The following is a 15,724-nucleotide window of genomic DNA, read 5'->3' as shown; positions in this document are numbered from 1 at the left end:
CAAGGCGTATGCCAAGCGGCGTCAAAGAGCAGGGAGCAAGGTGCTGAAATTGGCCAGGCTGGCCATCAGATGCGCCCGTTGCTGCGGGCTGATCGAAATATAGCGGCGAAACGCAGGCATGCGGTTGACCACTTCGCTACCCCCCATGTGCTCCAGCGTCAGCAACCACTGGGCCTCGTGGCAGGCCAGGGTCAGGCGCTTGAAGTCCAGCGGCATCAGTGCCGCCAGCAATGCTTCATGCTGTTGCAGGCCATCACGTAGCCGGGTGAAGCGCGCCTGGTCGCCCTTGCGGTATACACAGGTGAGGCCCGTGCGCCGCAACGCACCGGCATGGCGCACTTCAAGGCTCACGTCGCCCCCTTGCTGGGCAGCAACCTGCAACTGGAACTCGCAAGTGACGATGTGCATCAGCAAGTGCGCCTCGACACGTTCATGCACCTCGGCCCGCCAGCCTTGAGCCGGGTCTTGAAACACCCCGGCCGACGCGATGCCCTGCTGCCCCAGGTTGCGCGCCAGACACACCAACGTCGCCCCTGGGCAGTAGCCGGAAGGCGCCCGAGGCGCCAACAGCTGCTTACGCAAACTTTTGATCATGCACCACGTGCTCCACGGCATGGCCAGGCTCGGCGGCGAACTCCTTCTCAAGCACATCCTCCACCCGCGCCGGCTTGAACGGGTTGACCTTCTGCACGCACAGCGTCCAGAACAATGCGTAGGCCGCAGTCGCACCCAGCATGATGGCGAACGGCACATAGACATCGGCGGGGTTCATGCCTGGCGGTGTGATGAACGCCATGCCGATCAGAATGCCCGTGCTGGAGACGATTTGCGGCAGCGGGAACAGCGGCGAGCGGTAGGCACGCGGCAGGTCCGGGCGACGGATGCGCAGGATCACCACCGACAGCGTCACCAACAGGTAGGCAGTGCTCCACGCACACACGGCGGCCAGCACCAGGTGCAGGATGTTGTCCGGGTTGCCGCCCAGGTACCATGCGTGCAGGCAAGGGATCAGCGCCACCACCAGGATGCACAGCAGCGGCGTCTTGAAGCGCGGGTGCAGGTAGGTGAATACCTTGGGCAGCGCGCCGTCAACCGCCATGCCATAGAGAATGCGCGGCACACCGGCCATCAGCGTGTTGATGGTCGCAGCGCCAGCAAACAGGAAACCAATGCCCAGCCACACCGGGCCGATATCACCCATCACCTGCTCGGCAAAGCGCGGGATGGCCATGGGCGTGTCCAGCAGATGGACGCCGCTGGCGGCATCGAGCAGCACGTTTTCCACCTGGCGCTTCATCGCCGCACCGTAGATGAACATACAGCTGGCCACGCCGAACAGCCCCAGTGCCATTGCACGCGGCAGCACCCAGGCCGAACGACGCAGCTCGGGCGCCAGAGGCGTGACGAACTCGCAGCCAACGAACATGAACATGGCCATGCCGATCAGCGACAGGATGGTCATCAGGTCGGTGCCCACCAGCGATACGCCGAACGGGCCGTCCAGCTCCACTGCCGGTGCTACGATCAGGCCCAGCACACCGAACGCCATCAAGGTGGTCCACATACCGAAGGTGAGGATCACTTCTGCACGGCTGAAGGCGCTGACGCCAAAGGCATTGAGCACCGCGAACGCCAGCACGAAGCACACCCCCAGCAGCCACGATCCGCCGGCAGATTCTGCCAGGGTGTTGAGGTGTTCGAAGTTCACCAGCGCCATCACGCCCGAGAGGATGGTTTCGGCGGTGCCGGCAAACACATGCACGATCAGGTAGGCCGACAGCGTGCCGGTGATGGCGAAGAAGCGGCCCAGGCCGCAGTTGATGTAGTCGTACACCGAGCCAGTAGTCGGCAAGATCGACGCGGCCTCGGCGAAGGTGGTGGACTGCGCCAGCATCATCAGCGCGGCAATGACCATGGCCACGGCAAAGGCGCTGCCGCCGATGCCAAAGCCCATGGTCGCGGTGAGGATCACCGGGCTGGCCATGATCAGCCCGACAGTGCTGGCCAGTGCGGTGGGGAAACCGACCGTACCGCGGTTGAGGTGCTCGGTGAGCTTGTTATTGAGTGACATCGTTGTGCCCCGGCTTGTTTTTGTGGCGTTGAACGAGTGATTACTCTGCGCTGCGGGTGGCATGGCGTCTTGCCAATGGCTGCCGCCGGGTTTGTTGCTGCCTGCCAGCCCCTGGCAGCCACAGACATGCCGCTGTCACGCTGGCACAAGAACCGCCCTCGCCTACTCACTAAGCTGCAGGCTTTGGCTTCCTGCCCCCGGAGTTTGCATGAGCGACATTACCCTCCTTCCTGCCGTCACGGCATTCCTGGCCCGCGAGCATGGCGTGTTCATTCACGGTCAGCACCTCGCCAGCCAGTCGTCCGCGCAAGTTGCCGTGGTCAACCCGGCCAACGGCCAGACCATCGCCCACATCGCCGACGCCAACCAGGCCGATGTCGACCACGCCGTCAGCTCGTCGCGCCAAGGCTTCACAACGTGGTCGCGCACCAGCCCCGCCGCCCGCGCCGCCGTACTGTTCAAACTGGCCGACCTGTTGGAAGCCAACCGCGAAGAACTGGCGCAGCTGGAAACCTTGCAGTCCGGCAAGCTCATCGGCATCTCCCGCGCCTTCGAAGTAGAGCAGGCTGCACACTTCCTGCGCTACTACGCCGGCTGGGCCACCAAGATCACCGGGCAAACCATTACCCCGTCGCTGCCCTCGTTTGCGGGTGAACGCTACAGCGCCTTTACCCTGCGTGAACCGATCGGCGTGGTGGTGGGCATCGTGCCGTGGAACTTCGCCACCATGATCGCCATCTGGAAGCTGGCCTCGGCGCTCACCACCGGCTGCAGCATCATCCTCAAACCCAGCGAGTTCACCCCGCTGACGTTGCTGCGTATTGCCGAACTGGCCACAGAAGCTGGCCTGCCGGCCGGGGCGCTGAACGTGCTGACCGGTGGCGGCCTGGTGGGCAAGGCGCTGATCGAGCACGCGGGCACCGACAAGGTCTCGTTCACCGGCTCCGTGCCCACTGGTATCGCCGTCGGCCAGGCCGCCATGGGCGCCAAGCTGACCCGCGCGACGCTGGAGCTGGGCGGCAAGAACGCGGTGGCCTTCTTGCCCGATGTAGCAACCGACAAGGCTGTGAACGGCATCATCGAAGCCGGCTTCCTGCATTCGGGGCAAATCTGCGCTGCGGGTGAGCGCTTCTACGTGCACCGCTCGCGCATCGACCCGCTGCTGGACGCCCTGTCCCAGCGCCTGGGCCAATTGACAATCGGCTCGCCGCTGGACGAAGCCACCCAGTTCGGCCCGGTGGCCAACAAACCGCACCAGCAGAAGCTGGCCGAACTGTTCGCCATCGCACGCGCCGAGGGTAGCCAGATTATCCATGGCGGCAAGCTGGGCGACGGCCCCGGCTGCTTCGTCGCCCCCACGGTGATCCTCGCCAGGTCGGCCAGCGACACCCTGCTCAACCAGGAAACCTTCGGCCCGGTAGCCACCTTCTTGCCCTATGACGACGAAGACGAACTGCTGCACCTGATGAACGCCTCGCCCTACGGCCTCAGCGCCAGCCTGTGGACCAACGACCTGGGCAAAGCCATGCGCATGATCCCGGAAATCCAGGCCGGTACCCTGTGGGTGAACATGCACACCCTGCTCGACCCGGCGGTACCGTTTGGCGGCATCAAGGCATCCGGCATCGGCCGCGAGTTCGGCTCGGCGTTCATCGATGACTTCACCGAACTCAAATCGGTGATGATCCGCTACTGACCCATCCCTTGGCCAAGGCGTGCAAGCGCCTTGGCAGCCACGAACAAGACCCCGCCCCACCGCACACGCCCTAATAGGCCATCGCCGCCAACCGCGATGGCCCCTCGCCAAGCCGAGGGTGCCCCCGAACAACAAAGGCCCCCTGTGAAGCGGGCCGAGAACAATCGAGGGATGTGTAATGGTCAAACCGCAAACGCTGTCCACCCTGGCACTCGTCACCTTGCTGGCCAGCCAGGCCGTGCAGGCTGTTGAGTTGTACGCAGACGACGACAGCCACCTGAACGCCGACATGCTGGCGGTATGGGGCATGTTCAACAGCCGCAAGAACTACGACGGCACCCCGGGGGGATCAACCTGGCGCGAGGGCTTCATCAAGTATGGCCTCAGCGGTGACCAAGGCCTGGCTGGCAACGGCACACTGTATGGCAGCCTGAACTGGGTAAGCTCGGCCACCTGGGGCGATGGCGATGCAGCCGGCAACACCGACGGTTCCGAACGCACCACCAAGATCGAGGACGCCTTCCTCGGCTGGCGCTCGGCCGACCTGTTCCCCGTGCTGGGCAAGGACGGCGTGGACATTTCCGCCGGCCGCCAGACCATTCGCCTGGGCAGCGGCTTCCTGATCAACGATGACGGCCCGAACCTGGGCAATGGCGTGGCAGAGGGTGCGCTGGACCGTGGTGGCGCCTACTACCTGGCCGCCCGGCACGCCTTCGACCGCACTGCGATGCTGCGCCTGGGTGGCAGCGAAGGTTTGCACGGCAGCCTGCTGTGGCTGAAATCCGACAACCGCGCCCAGGCCGAAACCGAACTGGCCGCCGGCACACTGGACTACACCCATGCACTGGGCACCGTGGGGTTGACCTGGATCCACGGCATCGACGTCGCCGACCAGTGGGCCAGCGACTTCCAGAAGGCCCGCGAAGGCATGGACGTGTACAGCGTGCGCGGCGAAGGCAGTGCCGGCATCGACAATGCCAGTTTCGCCTTCGAATACGCCTGGCAGGACAAGACCGACGGCCCAGAACAAGCCTGGTACCTGCAGACCGGCTACACCTTCGCCGACCTGCCCTGGGCCCCCTCGATCACCTACCGCTATACCCGCTACTCGGCCGGCTGGGACTCGCTGTTCAGCGGCTTGTCCAACGGTTACGGCACCTGGTTTCAGGGTGAAGTCGCGGCCAATTATGCAGGCCCGTTCAACAGCAACACCGGCATCCACCATGTGGGCGTGAAGGCGACGCCGCTGGAAAACCTCACGGTCGGCGCCCTGTACTTCGACTTCGACACGGTGCGCACCCGCGACAGCCTCAACCTCGATGCCCGCGAACTGGACCTGTACATTGAATGGGCGGTCACCGAACACCTGATCATCAGCCCGCTGGTGGGCCTGTACCAACCGCGCAAGGACGAGAGTAACGGTGGCAACCAGGTGGGAGGAAATGGCACCAATGTGTACAGCCAGTTGACCGTGGCCGTGCCGTTCTGAAGCCACCTTTGAAACCGGCAGGATCCCTGTGGGAGCGGGGTGCCTGGCCCACGGAGGGGTTTGACCTTGCCTGCCCTGGCGAATACCATTCGCCAACCTACCGACCGGTAGGCGAAAAATCAGCCAGAGAAAACCATGCAAGCAGATCCTTCCCCCCCAATACGCTTCAGCTTCGCGCTGGGCCTCGGCCTGGTCGGTGCCCTCGGCCCTTCCGCTGTCGACATGTACCTGTCGAGCCTGCCGGAAATCGCCAGCCACTATCAGGCAAGCTTCACCCGTGTGCAGCTGACGCTCACCTTCTTCCTGCTGGCCATGGGCGCCGGCCAGTTGATCTTCGGCCCCATCGTCGACGCCTATGGCCGGCGAAAGCCGCTGCTGGCCGGCCTGCTGCTGTTCATCCTCTGTTCGCTCGGCGCAGCCGCAGCCCCCAGCCTCGATACCCTGATTGCACTGCGCTTCTTCCAGGGCCTGGGCAGCGCACTGACCCTGGTGGTGATCATGAGCATGGTCCGTGACGTGAGCCAAGGCGTTGCCGCGACCAAGCTGTTCGCCCTGCTGATGACCATCGAAGGCGTGGCACCGATCCTGGCACCTGCCTTGGGCGGCGTGATCGATGCGCACTTCGGCTGGCGGGCAGTGATGCTGGTACTCGCCGGCATGGGCCTGGCAGTGCTGGTCAACAGCTTGCTGAACCTGCCGGAAACCCTGCCCGTCAACAAACGTGCCCCCCTGCACCTCGGCCACGCCTGCCGTACCTATCTGGCCATCCTCGCCGACCGCCGCTTCCTGCGCCCGACCCTGGCCATGGCTGCCGTGTTCTTCTTCCTGTTCGCCTACATCGGCGGCGCCACACTGGTGTACCAGGCACACTACGGCCTGAGCGCCCAGGCCTTCGGCCTGCTGTTCGGGGCTACCGGAGTGTCGATCCTGTTCGGCGCCATGGCCGCAAGCCGCCTGATCGGCCTTCTGGGCCTGAACAACCTCACCCGCCTGGGCGTGCTGTGCATGGCTGGCGGCGCCTGCATCAGCCTGCTCGGTGCGCTCACCGGTCTGGGGCTACCGGGTGTGGCTGGCGGCATGGTGGTGGCGCTGTTCGGTTTAGGCATCGCCGAGTCGACGCTGATGTCATTGGTCATGGCCTCGCAAGACAAGGCTTTGGGCTCCACCGCAGCGCTGCTGGGCGCCATCCAGTTGTCGGTGTCCGCCAGCGCTGCCCCGCTGGCCGCCGTGGTACTCGGCCACGGCCCCACCGCGTGGGCCGCGCTGCTCGCCCTGTGCACCCTGGTGGTGTGCCTGCTGACGGCCCTCAGCTTGCGCGACACCCCCGCCAGCTTCTCGCTCGCTGGCCATTGAGGCCTTGGCACTGACGGTCAACTCGGCTGGCAGGCAGGCACAAGACGACCTACCAGTCGTTAGCGAAACTGGCTGCCACGTCACCAACAACAAATCCGACGGCAGCCAGCCCCGCGAGACCCGCCATGACCCCCGATACCAGAATTGATTTCATCTACCTGTCCGAACAGGACATGATCCGCGCCGGCGTCACTGACATGCCCGCCTGCGTCGACACCATGGAAGAAATGTTCGGCCTGCTGTACCAGGGCGACTACCGCATGGCCGGCCCGAACAGCGACTCGCACGGCGCAATGATCACTTTCCCCGAGCACTCGCCGTTCCCCACCATGCCCAAGCCCACCGCCGACCGCCGCATGATGGCGATGCCAGCGTACCTGGGCGGCAACTTCCAGACCGCAGGTGCCAAGTGGTACGGCTCGAACATCGCCAACCGCGAAAAGGGCCTGCCGCGCTCAATCCTGATGTTCACCCTCAACGATGCCGACACCGGCGCTCCGCTGGCGCACATGTCGGCCAACCTGCTGTCGGCCTACCGCACCGGTGCCATCCCGGGCGTGGGCGCTCGCCACCTGGCACGCAAGGACGCCAAGGTCATCGGCCTGGCCGGCCCGGGCGTGATGGGCAAGACCACGGTCGCCGCGTTCATGGCAGTGTGCCCGCTGATCGACACCCTCAAGCTCAAGGGGCGCGGCCAGAAGAACCTGGATGCGTTCGTTGGCTGGGTCAAGGCCACTTTCCCGCAAATCACGACGATCCAGGTGGTTGAAACCCTGGAAGACGTGGTACGCGGCTCTGACCTAGTCAGCTACTGCAGTTCGGGCGAAGTCGGTGACCCCAGCCAGTACCCGCTGGTACGCCGCGAGTGGGTCAAGCCCGGCGCGTTCCTGGCCATGCCGGCGCCGTGCAGCATCGACGCCGGCATGGAGCAGGACGACGTGCGCAAGGTGGTGGACAACACCGGCCTGTACGAAGCTTGGTTCGCCGAGTTGCCCAAGCCCGCACACAACCACGTACCGCTGGTTGGCGTGCGCTTCATGGACATGATTGCCGAAGGCAAGCTGGCCGCCGAGCAAGTGGAGGACATCGGCAAGATCATCTGCGGCGATGCGCCAGGGCGCCTGCACGACGACGAAATCATCCTGATGTCGGTGGGCGGCATGCCCGTCGAGGACGTGGCCTGGGGCACCGTGGTGTACCGCAAGGCGCTCGAACAAGGCATTGGCGTAAAGCTCAACCTCTGGGAAACCCCCGTTCTCAGCTGATCCCCCCACTACCCGATAACAAGGCAAAGCCCATGACACAGATCACCAAACTGAAAACCGGCTCCAGGTTCGAAGACATGGCCAGCTACTCCCGCTTGGTGGCGGTAGACAACTGGATTCACGTCTCCAACACCGCCGGGCGCAACCCGCAGACCCAGGTCATCCCGGAGGATGTGATCGAGCAGACCCACCAGGTGTTCGCCAACATCGAAACCGCCCTGGCGGCGGTCGACGCCAGCCTGGCCGACGTCATCAACTCACGCGTGTTCATCCAGGACCCTGCCGATGTGCCACGGGTAATGGACGTGATCGGTGAGAAGTTCCGAGGTATCGACCCGGCCACCACGGTCACCTGCCCGCCTCTCGGCTCGACCGTGTACAAGGTCGAACTGGAAGTCACGGCCTATCGCGGCGCAGGGCAAGCACACGTGACCATGATCCGCCTTGGCCAGTAAAGGCTCTGACTGCCCCTGAGCACTTCCCCTGTCTGACCTGCATCGAGTAAAGCCATGTATCCCACGATCGCCCCTGTGCAAACCAGCGCCCGTCATCCCGACGCCACCACCGTGGTCATCATCGGCGGCGGCATCATCGGCCTCACCGCCGCATTGACCCTTGCCGAACGCAACATCCCGGTGGTGGTGCTGGAAAAGGGGCGCATCGCTGGCGAACAGTCGTCCCGCAATCTGGGCTGGGTACGCAAGACCAACCGCCACGCCCACGACATCCCCCTGGCGCTGGCGGCCGACCAGTTGTGGGCCGAAATGCCGGCACGTGTGGGCAGCGACGTCGGCTATCGCCAGGCCGGTATCATGTTCATCGGCCGCAACGACACGCAGATGGGCATGCATGAAGGCTGGCTGAAAAGCGTCGAAGCACTGGGCCTGGACTCGCGCTTGCTGAGCGCGCATGAAATAGCCCAGATGGTGCCGGGTGGCCGGGCAGACTGGGCGGGCGGCATCTTTACCCCGTCGGACGCACGCGCCGAACCCACCCTGGCCGCCAGCGCCATTGCCCGTGCGGCAATGGCCAAGGGCGCGGTGGTGGTAGAGAACTGCGCAGTGCGCACCCTGGTCACCGCTGCTGGCCGAGTCAGCGGCGTGGTCACCGAGCAGGGCGAGATTCGCTGCGATCAGGTGTTGCTGGCCGGCGGTCTGTGGTCACGCAAGTTCCTCGGCAACCTTGGCATCAACCTGCCAACCTTGCCGCTGACCTGCTCCGTGCTGCGCACCGAGCCCATGGACGGGCCCACCGACATCGCCGTCGGTGCACCGGACTTTTCTTTCCGCAAGCACAAAGACGGCGGCTACATCATCACCCAGCGCGGCGCGCTGGATGCCTTCCTGACCCTGGACCACTTGCTGCTGGGCAAGCGTTACCTGCCCCAGTTGCGTGCCCAGCGGGACTTCCTGCGCATCAGCTTTGGCAAGCACTTCTTCAAGGATCTGGCCCTGGCCCGGCGCTGGAAAGCCACCGATGTCAGCCCCTTCGAGCGCGTACGGGTGCAAGACCCGCTCGCCAACCCGGCACTCAACGAGGAAGCCATGCGCAACCTCAAGGCGGCCTGGCCCGTGTTCGAACAGGCACGTATCGCCAGCGCCTGGGCCGGGACCATCGACGTCACCCCCGACTCCAACCCGGTGATCGGCCCGGTGGCCAGTCTTCCGGGCCTGACCCTGGCCACCGGTTTTTCCGGGCATGGCTTCGGCACCTCGCCTGCGGCCGGCCAGCTGGCAGCAGACCTGGTGTCCCAGGCAACTCCACTGATAGACCCAGCGCCTTACCGTTTCGAACGCTTTACCTGACGTCATAGCCATGACTGGCCAAGAAAGGATTTCCCCCCGACAAGCTGTTGCGAATTTACTTACAGTGAAATACTGTATGTGCATACAGCAAAACAAGGAAATGCCTGTGTCCAGCACCGCCTCCGCCACCCCAAACAGCTATGAACAGCTGGGTGTACGCATCCAAAAGATCATCAACAGCCCTACCGCCCAGCGCAGCCGAGCGGCGCTGATCTTCCGCCTGGAACAGGAAAGCCCGGAAGACTGGGAAACCTTGCTGGAGGAGATCGCAGAAAACGACAACGTAACCCTCGCTCACCGCGACGATGGCGGCGTACAGGTTTTCTGGACCGTACCGAAGGAAGACTGACCCCGCATGAGAGTTTCGTTTTTTGCCGCAGCCTGCCTGTTACTGACCGCTTCACTAGCCCAAGCCGATGCCCCACGCACCTTTCAGGAGGCCAAGAAGGTCGCCTGGAAGCTGTATGCGCCGCAATCGACCGAGTTTTATTGCGGCTGCAAATACAAAGGCAACAAGGTCGACCTGGCGTCCTGCGGCTATGCCCCGCGCAAGAACGCCCAGCGCGCGTCACGTATCGAGTGGGAGCACATCGTGCCCGCCTGGCAGATCGGCCATCAGCGCCAGTGCTGGCAGGACGGCGGGCGCAAGCAGTGCTCGCAGCATGACGAGGTGTACAAACGTGCCGAGGCTGACCTGCACAACCTTGTACCGAGCATCGGCGAGGTCAATGGCGACCGCAGCAACTTCAGTTTTGGCTGGCTGCCGGAGCAACGCGGCCAGTATGGCAGCTGCCTGACCCAGGTCGACTTCAAAGCCAGGAAGGTCATGCCACGCCCCTCGATACGCGGCATGATCGCCCGCACCTACTTCTACATGAGCAAACAGTACAACCTGCGCTTGTCCCGGCAGGACCGCCAGTTGTTCGAGGCCTGGAACAAGACCTATCCGCCGCAGGCATGGGAGCGGCAACGCAACCAGCAGGTGGCTTGCGTGATGGGCCGGGGTAATGAGTTCGTCGGGCCGGTCAACCTCAAGGCCTGCGGCTGAACCTCAGGCCAACGCCTGCAAATAGGCGCTGGCTTCCCGGTAGCGGGCCAACCGCGCCAGGTCGGCGGGGCCAGGGCAAGGGATGCGCGAAATGTCACTGTTATCGGCCAGATCGGCCAGTTTGACGGTTCGCGCCAGCGGGTCATCGCCCAGACGCACCACGAAGTCCTGATAAGCCTCACCCTCGCGGCGACTGAGCGCCAACAAGGCTGCAAGGATTTTAAGCGCGAAACCCTCGCGCGCCAGGTCGGACAGGGTCAGCGGGGTGTCCTCGATCACATCGTGAAGTACTGCGACAATCCGTTGTTCGGGTGTGGACACCCGCATCATCACGCGTAGCGGGTGGAGGATATAAGCCGCCCCACCCTTGTCGTATTGCCCTTCATGCGCCCTGGCGGCCACGGCAATGGCCCGCTCCAGTGTAGACATGAGGCCCCTCCCCGTTCGGCATCGTCACTCCAAGCATAGCCAAACTTGTGTGAACATTGTCTAGCGCACGGTTAACTGTGCCTTGCGGGGCTGACAGGAGCGGTTAGCGTGTGGCCCCGTGCTGGATAACCACCGAATCGGTGCCCAGCTTGGCCATCACTTCATCCCTGCGCGCTTGTGCTTCTTCGCGGGTAGGGAACGGCCCCATCAGCACCACTGGCTTGCCGTCGCGGTATTCCACCGAAGACGGGATGCCCTTTTCGATAAGCCGTGCGGTCATGTCGCTCAGCGCGCCCATGTTGGCGCCCTGAACCACCTCTACATCCCAGCCCTCGGGTGCCGGTTGGTCTGCCAGCGCCTCGGCACGGCGCTGCAGGTCGGCACCACCGCACATCTCGCGGATGCGCAGGTTGTTGCCGGTGTCGTCGACGATGATGTCGTACTGGCCATCGCGCTTGATCGCCACGTAGCTGCGGTAGGCTTCGTACTGCCCGGCATCATCCTTGCCACGGACCTGGCCGCAGATGGTGCCCTGGGTGTCGATCCGTACGTTGCCGAACTTGGCGGTTTTGGGGTTGTGCAGGTGTTCGGCCACCTGCTTGTGCACGCCTTCGACCTCGTTCTCACAGCCCGCCAGGGCGAGCACTGCCATTACCACAGCCAGTTTGCGCACGCGTGTACCTCCAGATTCGAAGGGGCGGATTCTAGCACGCCGACCTCTGTCCCGAACCGCGACCAAACGTTACACGCTGCTTCACGCGCACATGCAAAAAGGGCGATCATTTCTGATCGCCCTTTTCGGATTTGGTAGGCACAATTGGACTCGAACCAACGACCCCCACCATGTCAAGGTGGTGCTCTAACCAACTGAGCTATGTGCCTGTCGTGTGGTGCGCATATTAGTGATCGAATACACACCTGTAAAGCTTTTTTTTGAGAAAAATCAAAAACTTTCGAAGGTAAGCGCTTCGCGCCCCTGCAACGGTTTGCTGCACCCGAAACCGGGCAATGAAAAAAGGGGTGACCCCTGCGGATCACCCCTTCTTCGATTTGGTAGGCACAATTGGACTCGAACCAACGACCCCCACCATGTCAAGGTGGTGCTCTAACCAACTGAGCTATGTGCCTGTCGTGTGGTGCGCATTCTACGCATTCCTAAAACCCTGTCAACACTTTTTTTCGCGCTAAGCTACTGAATCTTAAACTCTTTATAGATAGATGGGCTGGCAGGTAGCCCGTAAAGGATTTTCATCAGACGACTAGCGGGTGTTTATTATTATTGATAGCATCGGTACATTCGTTAAAAATATAAAACACGAGGTTCCTGCAGCATGGCTAACACCCCCTACCCCCAGTCCTACTACGCCGCCTCGGCCAACCCGGTGCCGCCACGTCCGGCGCTGCAGGGTGAGGTGGAAACCGATGTGTGCATCATCGGCGCCGGCTACACCGGCCTGTCCAGCGCCCTGTTCCTGCTGGAAAACGGCTTCAAGGTAAGCATCGTCGAAGCGGCCAAGGTCGGCTTCGGCGCGTCGGGCCGCAACGGCGGCCAGATCGTCAACAGCTACAGCCGTGACATCGACGTCATCGAACGCACCGTTGGCCCCAAGCAGGCGCAACTGCTGGGCCACATGGCCTTCGAAGGCGGCCGCATCATTCGTGAGCGCGTGGCCAAGTACAACATTCAGTGCGACCTGAAAGACGGTGGCGTGTTCGCCGCCCTCACCAGCAAGCAGATGGGCCACCTGGAGTCGCAAAAGCGCCTGTGGGAACGTTTCGGCCACAACCAGCTGGAGCTGATGGACCAGAAGCGCATCCGCGAAGTGGTCGCCTGCGACAGCTATGTGGGCGGCATGCTGGACATGAGCGGCGGCCACATCCACCCGCTCAACCTGGCCTTGGGCGAAGCCGCTGCGGTCGAGTCGCTGGGCGGCATCATCTATGAGCAAACCCCGGCGGTGCGCATCGAACGTGGTGCCAACCCGGTCGTACACACGCCACAAGGTAAAGTACGCGCCAAGTTCATCATCGTCGCCGGCAACGCCTACCTGGGCAACCTGGTACCGGAACTGGCCGCCAAGTCCATGCCATGCGGTACCCAGGTGATCACCACCGAGCCTCTGGGCGAAGAACTGGCACGTACCCTGCTGCCGCAGGACTACTGCGTCGAAGACTGCAACTACCTGCTCGACTACTACCGCCTCACCAGCGACAAGCGCCTGATCTTCGGCGGCGGCGTGGTGTACGGCGCGCGTGACCCGGCCAACATCGAGGCGATCATTCGTCCGAAGATGCTCAAGGCCTTCCCGCAGCTGAAAAATGTGAAGATCGATTACGCCTGGACCGGTAACTTCCTGCTGACCCTGTCGCGCCTGCCGCAGGTTGGCCGTATCGGTGACAACATCTACTACTCCCAGGGCTGCTCGGGCCACGGCGTAACCTACACCCACCTGGCAGGCAAGGTGCTGGCCGAGGCCCTGCGTGGCCAGGCTGAGCGTTTCGACGCCTTCGCCGGCCTGCCGCACTACCCGTTCCCGGGTGGCCAGATGCTGCGCGTGCCATTCAGCGCCATCGGTGCCTGGTACTACAGCCTGCGCGATCGTCTGGGCTTCTGATGTAGCCGGGACTGGCCTCTTCGCGGGTTTACCCGCGAAAGGGCCGGTACAGGCAAAACTATTTGTTCAAGCTATTGACGGCCTGCTTCGCCGCAATCTCCTGCCCCGCCCGCGCCAGTTCATCCGCAGCCTGCAGCCAGCGCTGCCGATCCACCTGGGCCGGCAGCTGCCGTGGCGGCTGTACCAGTACCGCCCAACTTCCCTGCTTCGCCCACGCCGAGGCAAAGTCATCGAACGCCATCACCTGCCGCCGGTGCATGCCCGAGCGCAACAGCACCCGTTGCTTGTAACGGTCATAGCCGATCAGCACCGCATAACGCGGCTCGCCCCACCACGCCGAACCGTCCTCATAACGCAGCAGTACCGGGTTGCCAGCCGCCACCTGGGCCAGTAGCGCGTCCAGCTGCTTGTCCAGCGGGTACACCACCATGCCGTAGTCCCGCGCCACGCGAGGAATGCCGGTGTCCAGCGCGTCGGCGCCCTGAGGCAGGTTCAACGGCTTGTCCAGCAGCCCCGGGGTGATGGGCGCGCCCTGCTGCGACAACACGGCGGCCAGGGCCATGGCGCCACTGTGGTTGGCGTTGCCACGGTAGAACGGCACGCTGCTGATCTCGACACGCTGCGGCAGGCCCTTGAGGTTGGCGGGTGGCGCACTGGCACAGCCGGCCAGGCTGGCCGCAATCAGGCAGGCAGCCAGCAGCCGACGTGGGACGGTTTTGAAGGAATGTTGCTGCATGGGCGCTCGCTTGTTTCAACGCCAGGCAGGCAGCGCCCGGCTCTGGCCAACGATCATAGGTCCCACAGCGGCGCGGGTATAGTCCGACAGCGGCTTAGAGCGAATCGGACCCAGAGATAGACCTTTGTTCGATGGAACGTCACAGGCGAAGGGCTAGACTAAAGCAGTGTCTGGAAGGCAAGCGCTGGCTGACCGTGCGCTGCCCTTGGAGATGGAGGCACAGATGAGCCTGACCATGGCAATCCTCATGCTGGTGGGCATGTGGCTGAGCGTCGCAGCCGCCATGCTGTGGGGTGTACTGCGTATCGTGCGGCGTCATTCCCACCACCACCTGCCACCGCAGGCCCCCGCCAAGCCGCTGCCTGTGCGCCGGGCGCGGCGGCATGCCGGGGTGCACTAAGCGTTCAGAAACCGCAAACGGGGCGCATGGCGCCCCGTATGTTTATCAACCTTCAGCCGCCTCACGCTTCAATCGCGCCCTGCGAGCCAGGATGTTGAGGATCTCGATCGCGGTCGAGAACGCCATGGCCGCATACACATACCCCTTCGGCACATGGGCACCAAAGCCTTCGGCGATCAATGTCATACCGATCATGATCAGGAAGCCCAGGGCCAGCATGACCACCGTCGGGTTGTCATTGATGAAGTTGGCCAGCGGGTCGGCGGCCACCATCATCACGATTACAGCCGTGATAACGGCAATGATCATGATCGGCAAGTGCTCGGTCATGCCCACGGCGGTGATGATGCTGTCCACCGAAAAGACGATGTCCAGCAGCAAAATCTGGAAGATCGCCGCCGCAAAGCCCAGGGTAACCGTCGACGACACCTTGGCTTCTTCCTTGGCGCCGTGCGGGTCGACGTTTTCGTGTATCTCCTTGGTCGCCTTCCACAGCAGGAACAGGCCACCGGCAATCAGGATCACGTCCTTCCATGAGAAGGCGTTGCCGAACACTTCAAACACCGGGTCGGTCAGCTGAACGATCCAGGCCACCGTGCTGAGCAAGGCCAGGCGCATGACCAAGGCCATGCTGATACCAATGCGTCGCGCCTTGGAACGGTATTCCACCGGCAGCTTGTTGGTCAGGATGGAAATGAAGATCAGGTTGTCGATGCCCAGTACAACTTCCATGGCCACCAGCGTAGCCAGGGCAACCCAGGCGGTAGGGCTAGCGGCGAGTTCCAGCAAGTATTCCATTGTTCAAATCCTGCAGCGG

16 protein-coding genes and 2 tRNA genes are annotated in these 15,724 nt (G+C 63.3%); 10 read left to right on the top strand and 8 right to left on the bottom strand.

Annotated elements, in window-relative coordinates:
• Window positions 1–21: 21 nt before the first annotated feature.
• Both B9A31_RS06150 and B9A31_RS06145 read right to left on the bottom strand, forming a co-directional pair.
• Complete coding sequence (locus B9A31_RS06150) at window positions 22–594, bottom strand: DUF3156 family protein (RefSeq protein ID WP_019096833.1); 573 nt, start codon at window positions 592–594, stop codon at window positions 22–24.
• Window positions 575–2,071 (bottom strand): APC family permease, encoded by a 1,497-nt coding sequence (locus B9A31_RS06145; protein WP_019096834.1) that lies wholly within the window; start codon window positions 2,069–2,071, stop codon window positions 575–577. The genes B9A31_RS06150 and B9A31_RS06145 overlap by 20 nt, the downstream gene beginning before the upstream one ends.
• A gap of 208 nt (window positions 2,072–2,279) precedes the next feature.
• On the opposite strand from B9A31_RS06145, the gene B9A31_RS06140 reads away from it, so the two are divergent.
• The 8 genes from B9A31_RS06140 to B9A31_RS06105 all read left to right on the top strand — a co-directional run bounded on the left by B9A31_RS06140 (window position 2,280) and on the right by B9A31_RS06105 (window position 10,727).
• Complete coding sequence (locus B9A31_RS06140) at window positions 2,280–3,767, top strand: aldehyde dehydrogenase family protein (RefSeq protein ID WP_025752805.1); 1,488 nt, start codon at window positions 2,280–2,282, stop codon at window positions 3,765–3,767.
• Between the two features lie 178 nt (window positions 3,768–3,945).
• Window positions 3,946–5,256: an alginate export family protein gene (locus B9A31_RS06135; RefSeq protein ID WP_025752807.1), complete on the top strand. Its 1,311-nt coding sequence runs from the start codon at window positions 3,946–3,948 to the stop codon at window positions 5,254–5,256.
• Window positions 5,257–5,391: 135 nt separating this feature from the next.
• The gene (locus B9A31_RS06130; RefSeq protein ID WP_019096837.1) at window positions 5,392–6,609 is read left to right on the top strand and encodes a multidrug effflux MFS transporter; all 1,218 of its coding nucleotides are present in this window, start codon (window positions 5,392–5,394) and stop codon (window positions 6,607–6,609) included.
• Window positions 6,610–6,734: 125 nt separating this feature from the next.
• Complete coding sequence (locus B9A31_RS06125) at window positions 6,735–7,874, top strand: tyramine oxidase subunit B (protein WP_025752809.1); 1,140 nt, start codon at window positions 6,735–6,737, stop codon at window positions 7,872–7,874.
• Window positions 7,875–7,906: 32 nt separating this feature from the next.
• Window positions 7,907–8,329: a RidA family protein gene (locus B9A31_RS06120; RefSeq protein WP_025752810.1), complete on the top strand. Its 423-nt coding sequence runs from the start codon at window positions 7,907–7,909 to the stop codon at window positions 8,327–8,329.
• Window positions 8,330–8,383: 54 nt separating this feature from the next.
• Complete coding sequence (locus tag B9A31_RS06115) at window positions 8,384–9,679, top strand: NAD(P)/FAD-dependent oxidoreductase (RefSeq protein ID WP_084296739.1); 1,296 nt, start codon at window positions 8,384–8,386, stop codon at window positions 9,677–9,679.
• A 106-nt stretch (window positions 9,680–9,785) separates the two neighbouring features.
• The gene (locus B9A31_RS06110) at window positions 9,786–10,028 is read left to right on the top strand and encodes a DUF1654 domain-containing protein (protein WP_019096840.1); all 243 of its coding nucleotides are present in this window, start codon (window positions 9,786–9,788) and stop codon (window positions 10,026–10,028) included.
• Window positions 10,029–10,034: 6 nt separating this feature from the next.
• Window positions 10,035–10,727, top strand: coding sequence for an endonuclease (locus tag B9A31_RS06105; RefSeq protein ID WP_019096841.1), 693 nt, complete (start codon window positions 10,035–10,037; stop codon window positions 10,725–10,727).
• 3 nt (window positions 10,728–10,730) lie between these two features.
• On the opposite strand, the gene B9A31_RS06100 is transcribed toward B9A31_RS06105, so the two are convergent.
• The 4 genes from B9A31_RS06100 to B9A31_RS06085 form a co-directional block, all read right to left on the bottom strand.
• Complete coding sequence (locus B9A31_RS06100; RefSeq protein WP_019096842.1) at window positions 10,731–11,156, bottom strand: GTP diphosphokinase; 426 nt, start codon at window positions 11,154–11,156, stop codon at window positions 10,731–10,733.
• Window positions 11,157–11,259: 103 nt separating this feature from the next.
• Window positions 11,260–11,829, bottom strand: coding sequence for an SPOR domain-containing protein (locus tag B9A31_RS06095; protein ID WP_016711406.1), 570 nt, complete (start codon window positions 11,827–11,829; stop codon window positions 11,260–11,262).
• 132 nt (window positions 11,830–11,961) lie between these two features.
• Window positions 11,962–12,038: transfer RNA gene (locus B9A31_RS06090), tRNA-Val, on the bottom strand.
• Window positions 12,039–12,207: 169 nt separating this feature from the next.
• A tRNA-Val gene (locus tag B9A31_RS06085) sits at window positions 12,208–12,284 on the bottom strand.
• 203 nt (window positions 12,285–12,487) lie between these two features.
• Between B9A31_RS06085 and B9A31_RS06080 the strand changes: the two genes are divergently transcribed.
• Window positions 12,488–13,771 carry an NAD(P)/FAD-dependent oxidoreductase gene (locus tag B9A31_RS06080; protein WP_009682777.1) on the top strand — a complete coding sequence of 428 codons (1,284 nt, stop codon included), beginning with the start codon at window positions 12,488–12,490 and terminating at the stop codon, window positions 13,769–13,771.
• A gap of 58 nt (window positions 13,772–13,829) precedes the next feature.
• Here the strand turns inward: B9A31_RS06080 and B9A31_RS06075 are convergent, their stop codons facing one another.
• Window positions 13,830–14,507, bottom strand: a complete 678-nt coding sequence (locus tag B9A31_RS06075; protein ID WP_084296738.1) for a peptidase C39 family protein — start codon at window positions 14,505–14,507, stop codon at window positions 13,830–13,832.
• 223 nt (window positions 14,508–14,730) lie between these two features.
• Here B9A31_RS06075 and B9A31_RS27245 point away from each other — a divergent pair, with 223 nt between their 5' ends.
• Complete coding sequence (locus B9A31_RS27245; RefSeq protein WP_019096843.1) at window positions 14,731–14,907, top strand: hypothetical protein; 177 nt, start codon at window positions 14,731–14,733, stop codon at window positions 14,905–14,907.
• A gap of 45 nt (window positions 14,908–14,952) precedes the next feature.
• On the opposite strand, the gene B9A31_RS06070 is transcribed toward B9A31_RS27245, so the two are convergent.
• A complete protein-coding gene (locus B9A31_RS06070) occupies window positions 14,953–15,705 on the bottom strand; it encodes a TerC family protein (RefSeq protein WP_019096844.1) in 753 nt (250 codons plus the stop codon).
• Between the last annotated feature and the right edge of the window lie 19 nt (window positions 15,706–15,724).

Origin of the sequence: Pseudomonas sp. URIL14HWK12:I5, assembly GCF_900176445.1 — a bacterium.
Taxonomy (GTDB): Bacteria; Pseudomonadota; Gammaproteobacteria; order Pseudomonadales; family Pseudomonadaceae; genus Aquipseudomonas; species Aquipseudomonas monteilii.
This window is presented reverse-complemented; position numbering and strand designations above follow the sequence as displayed.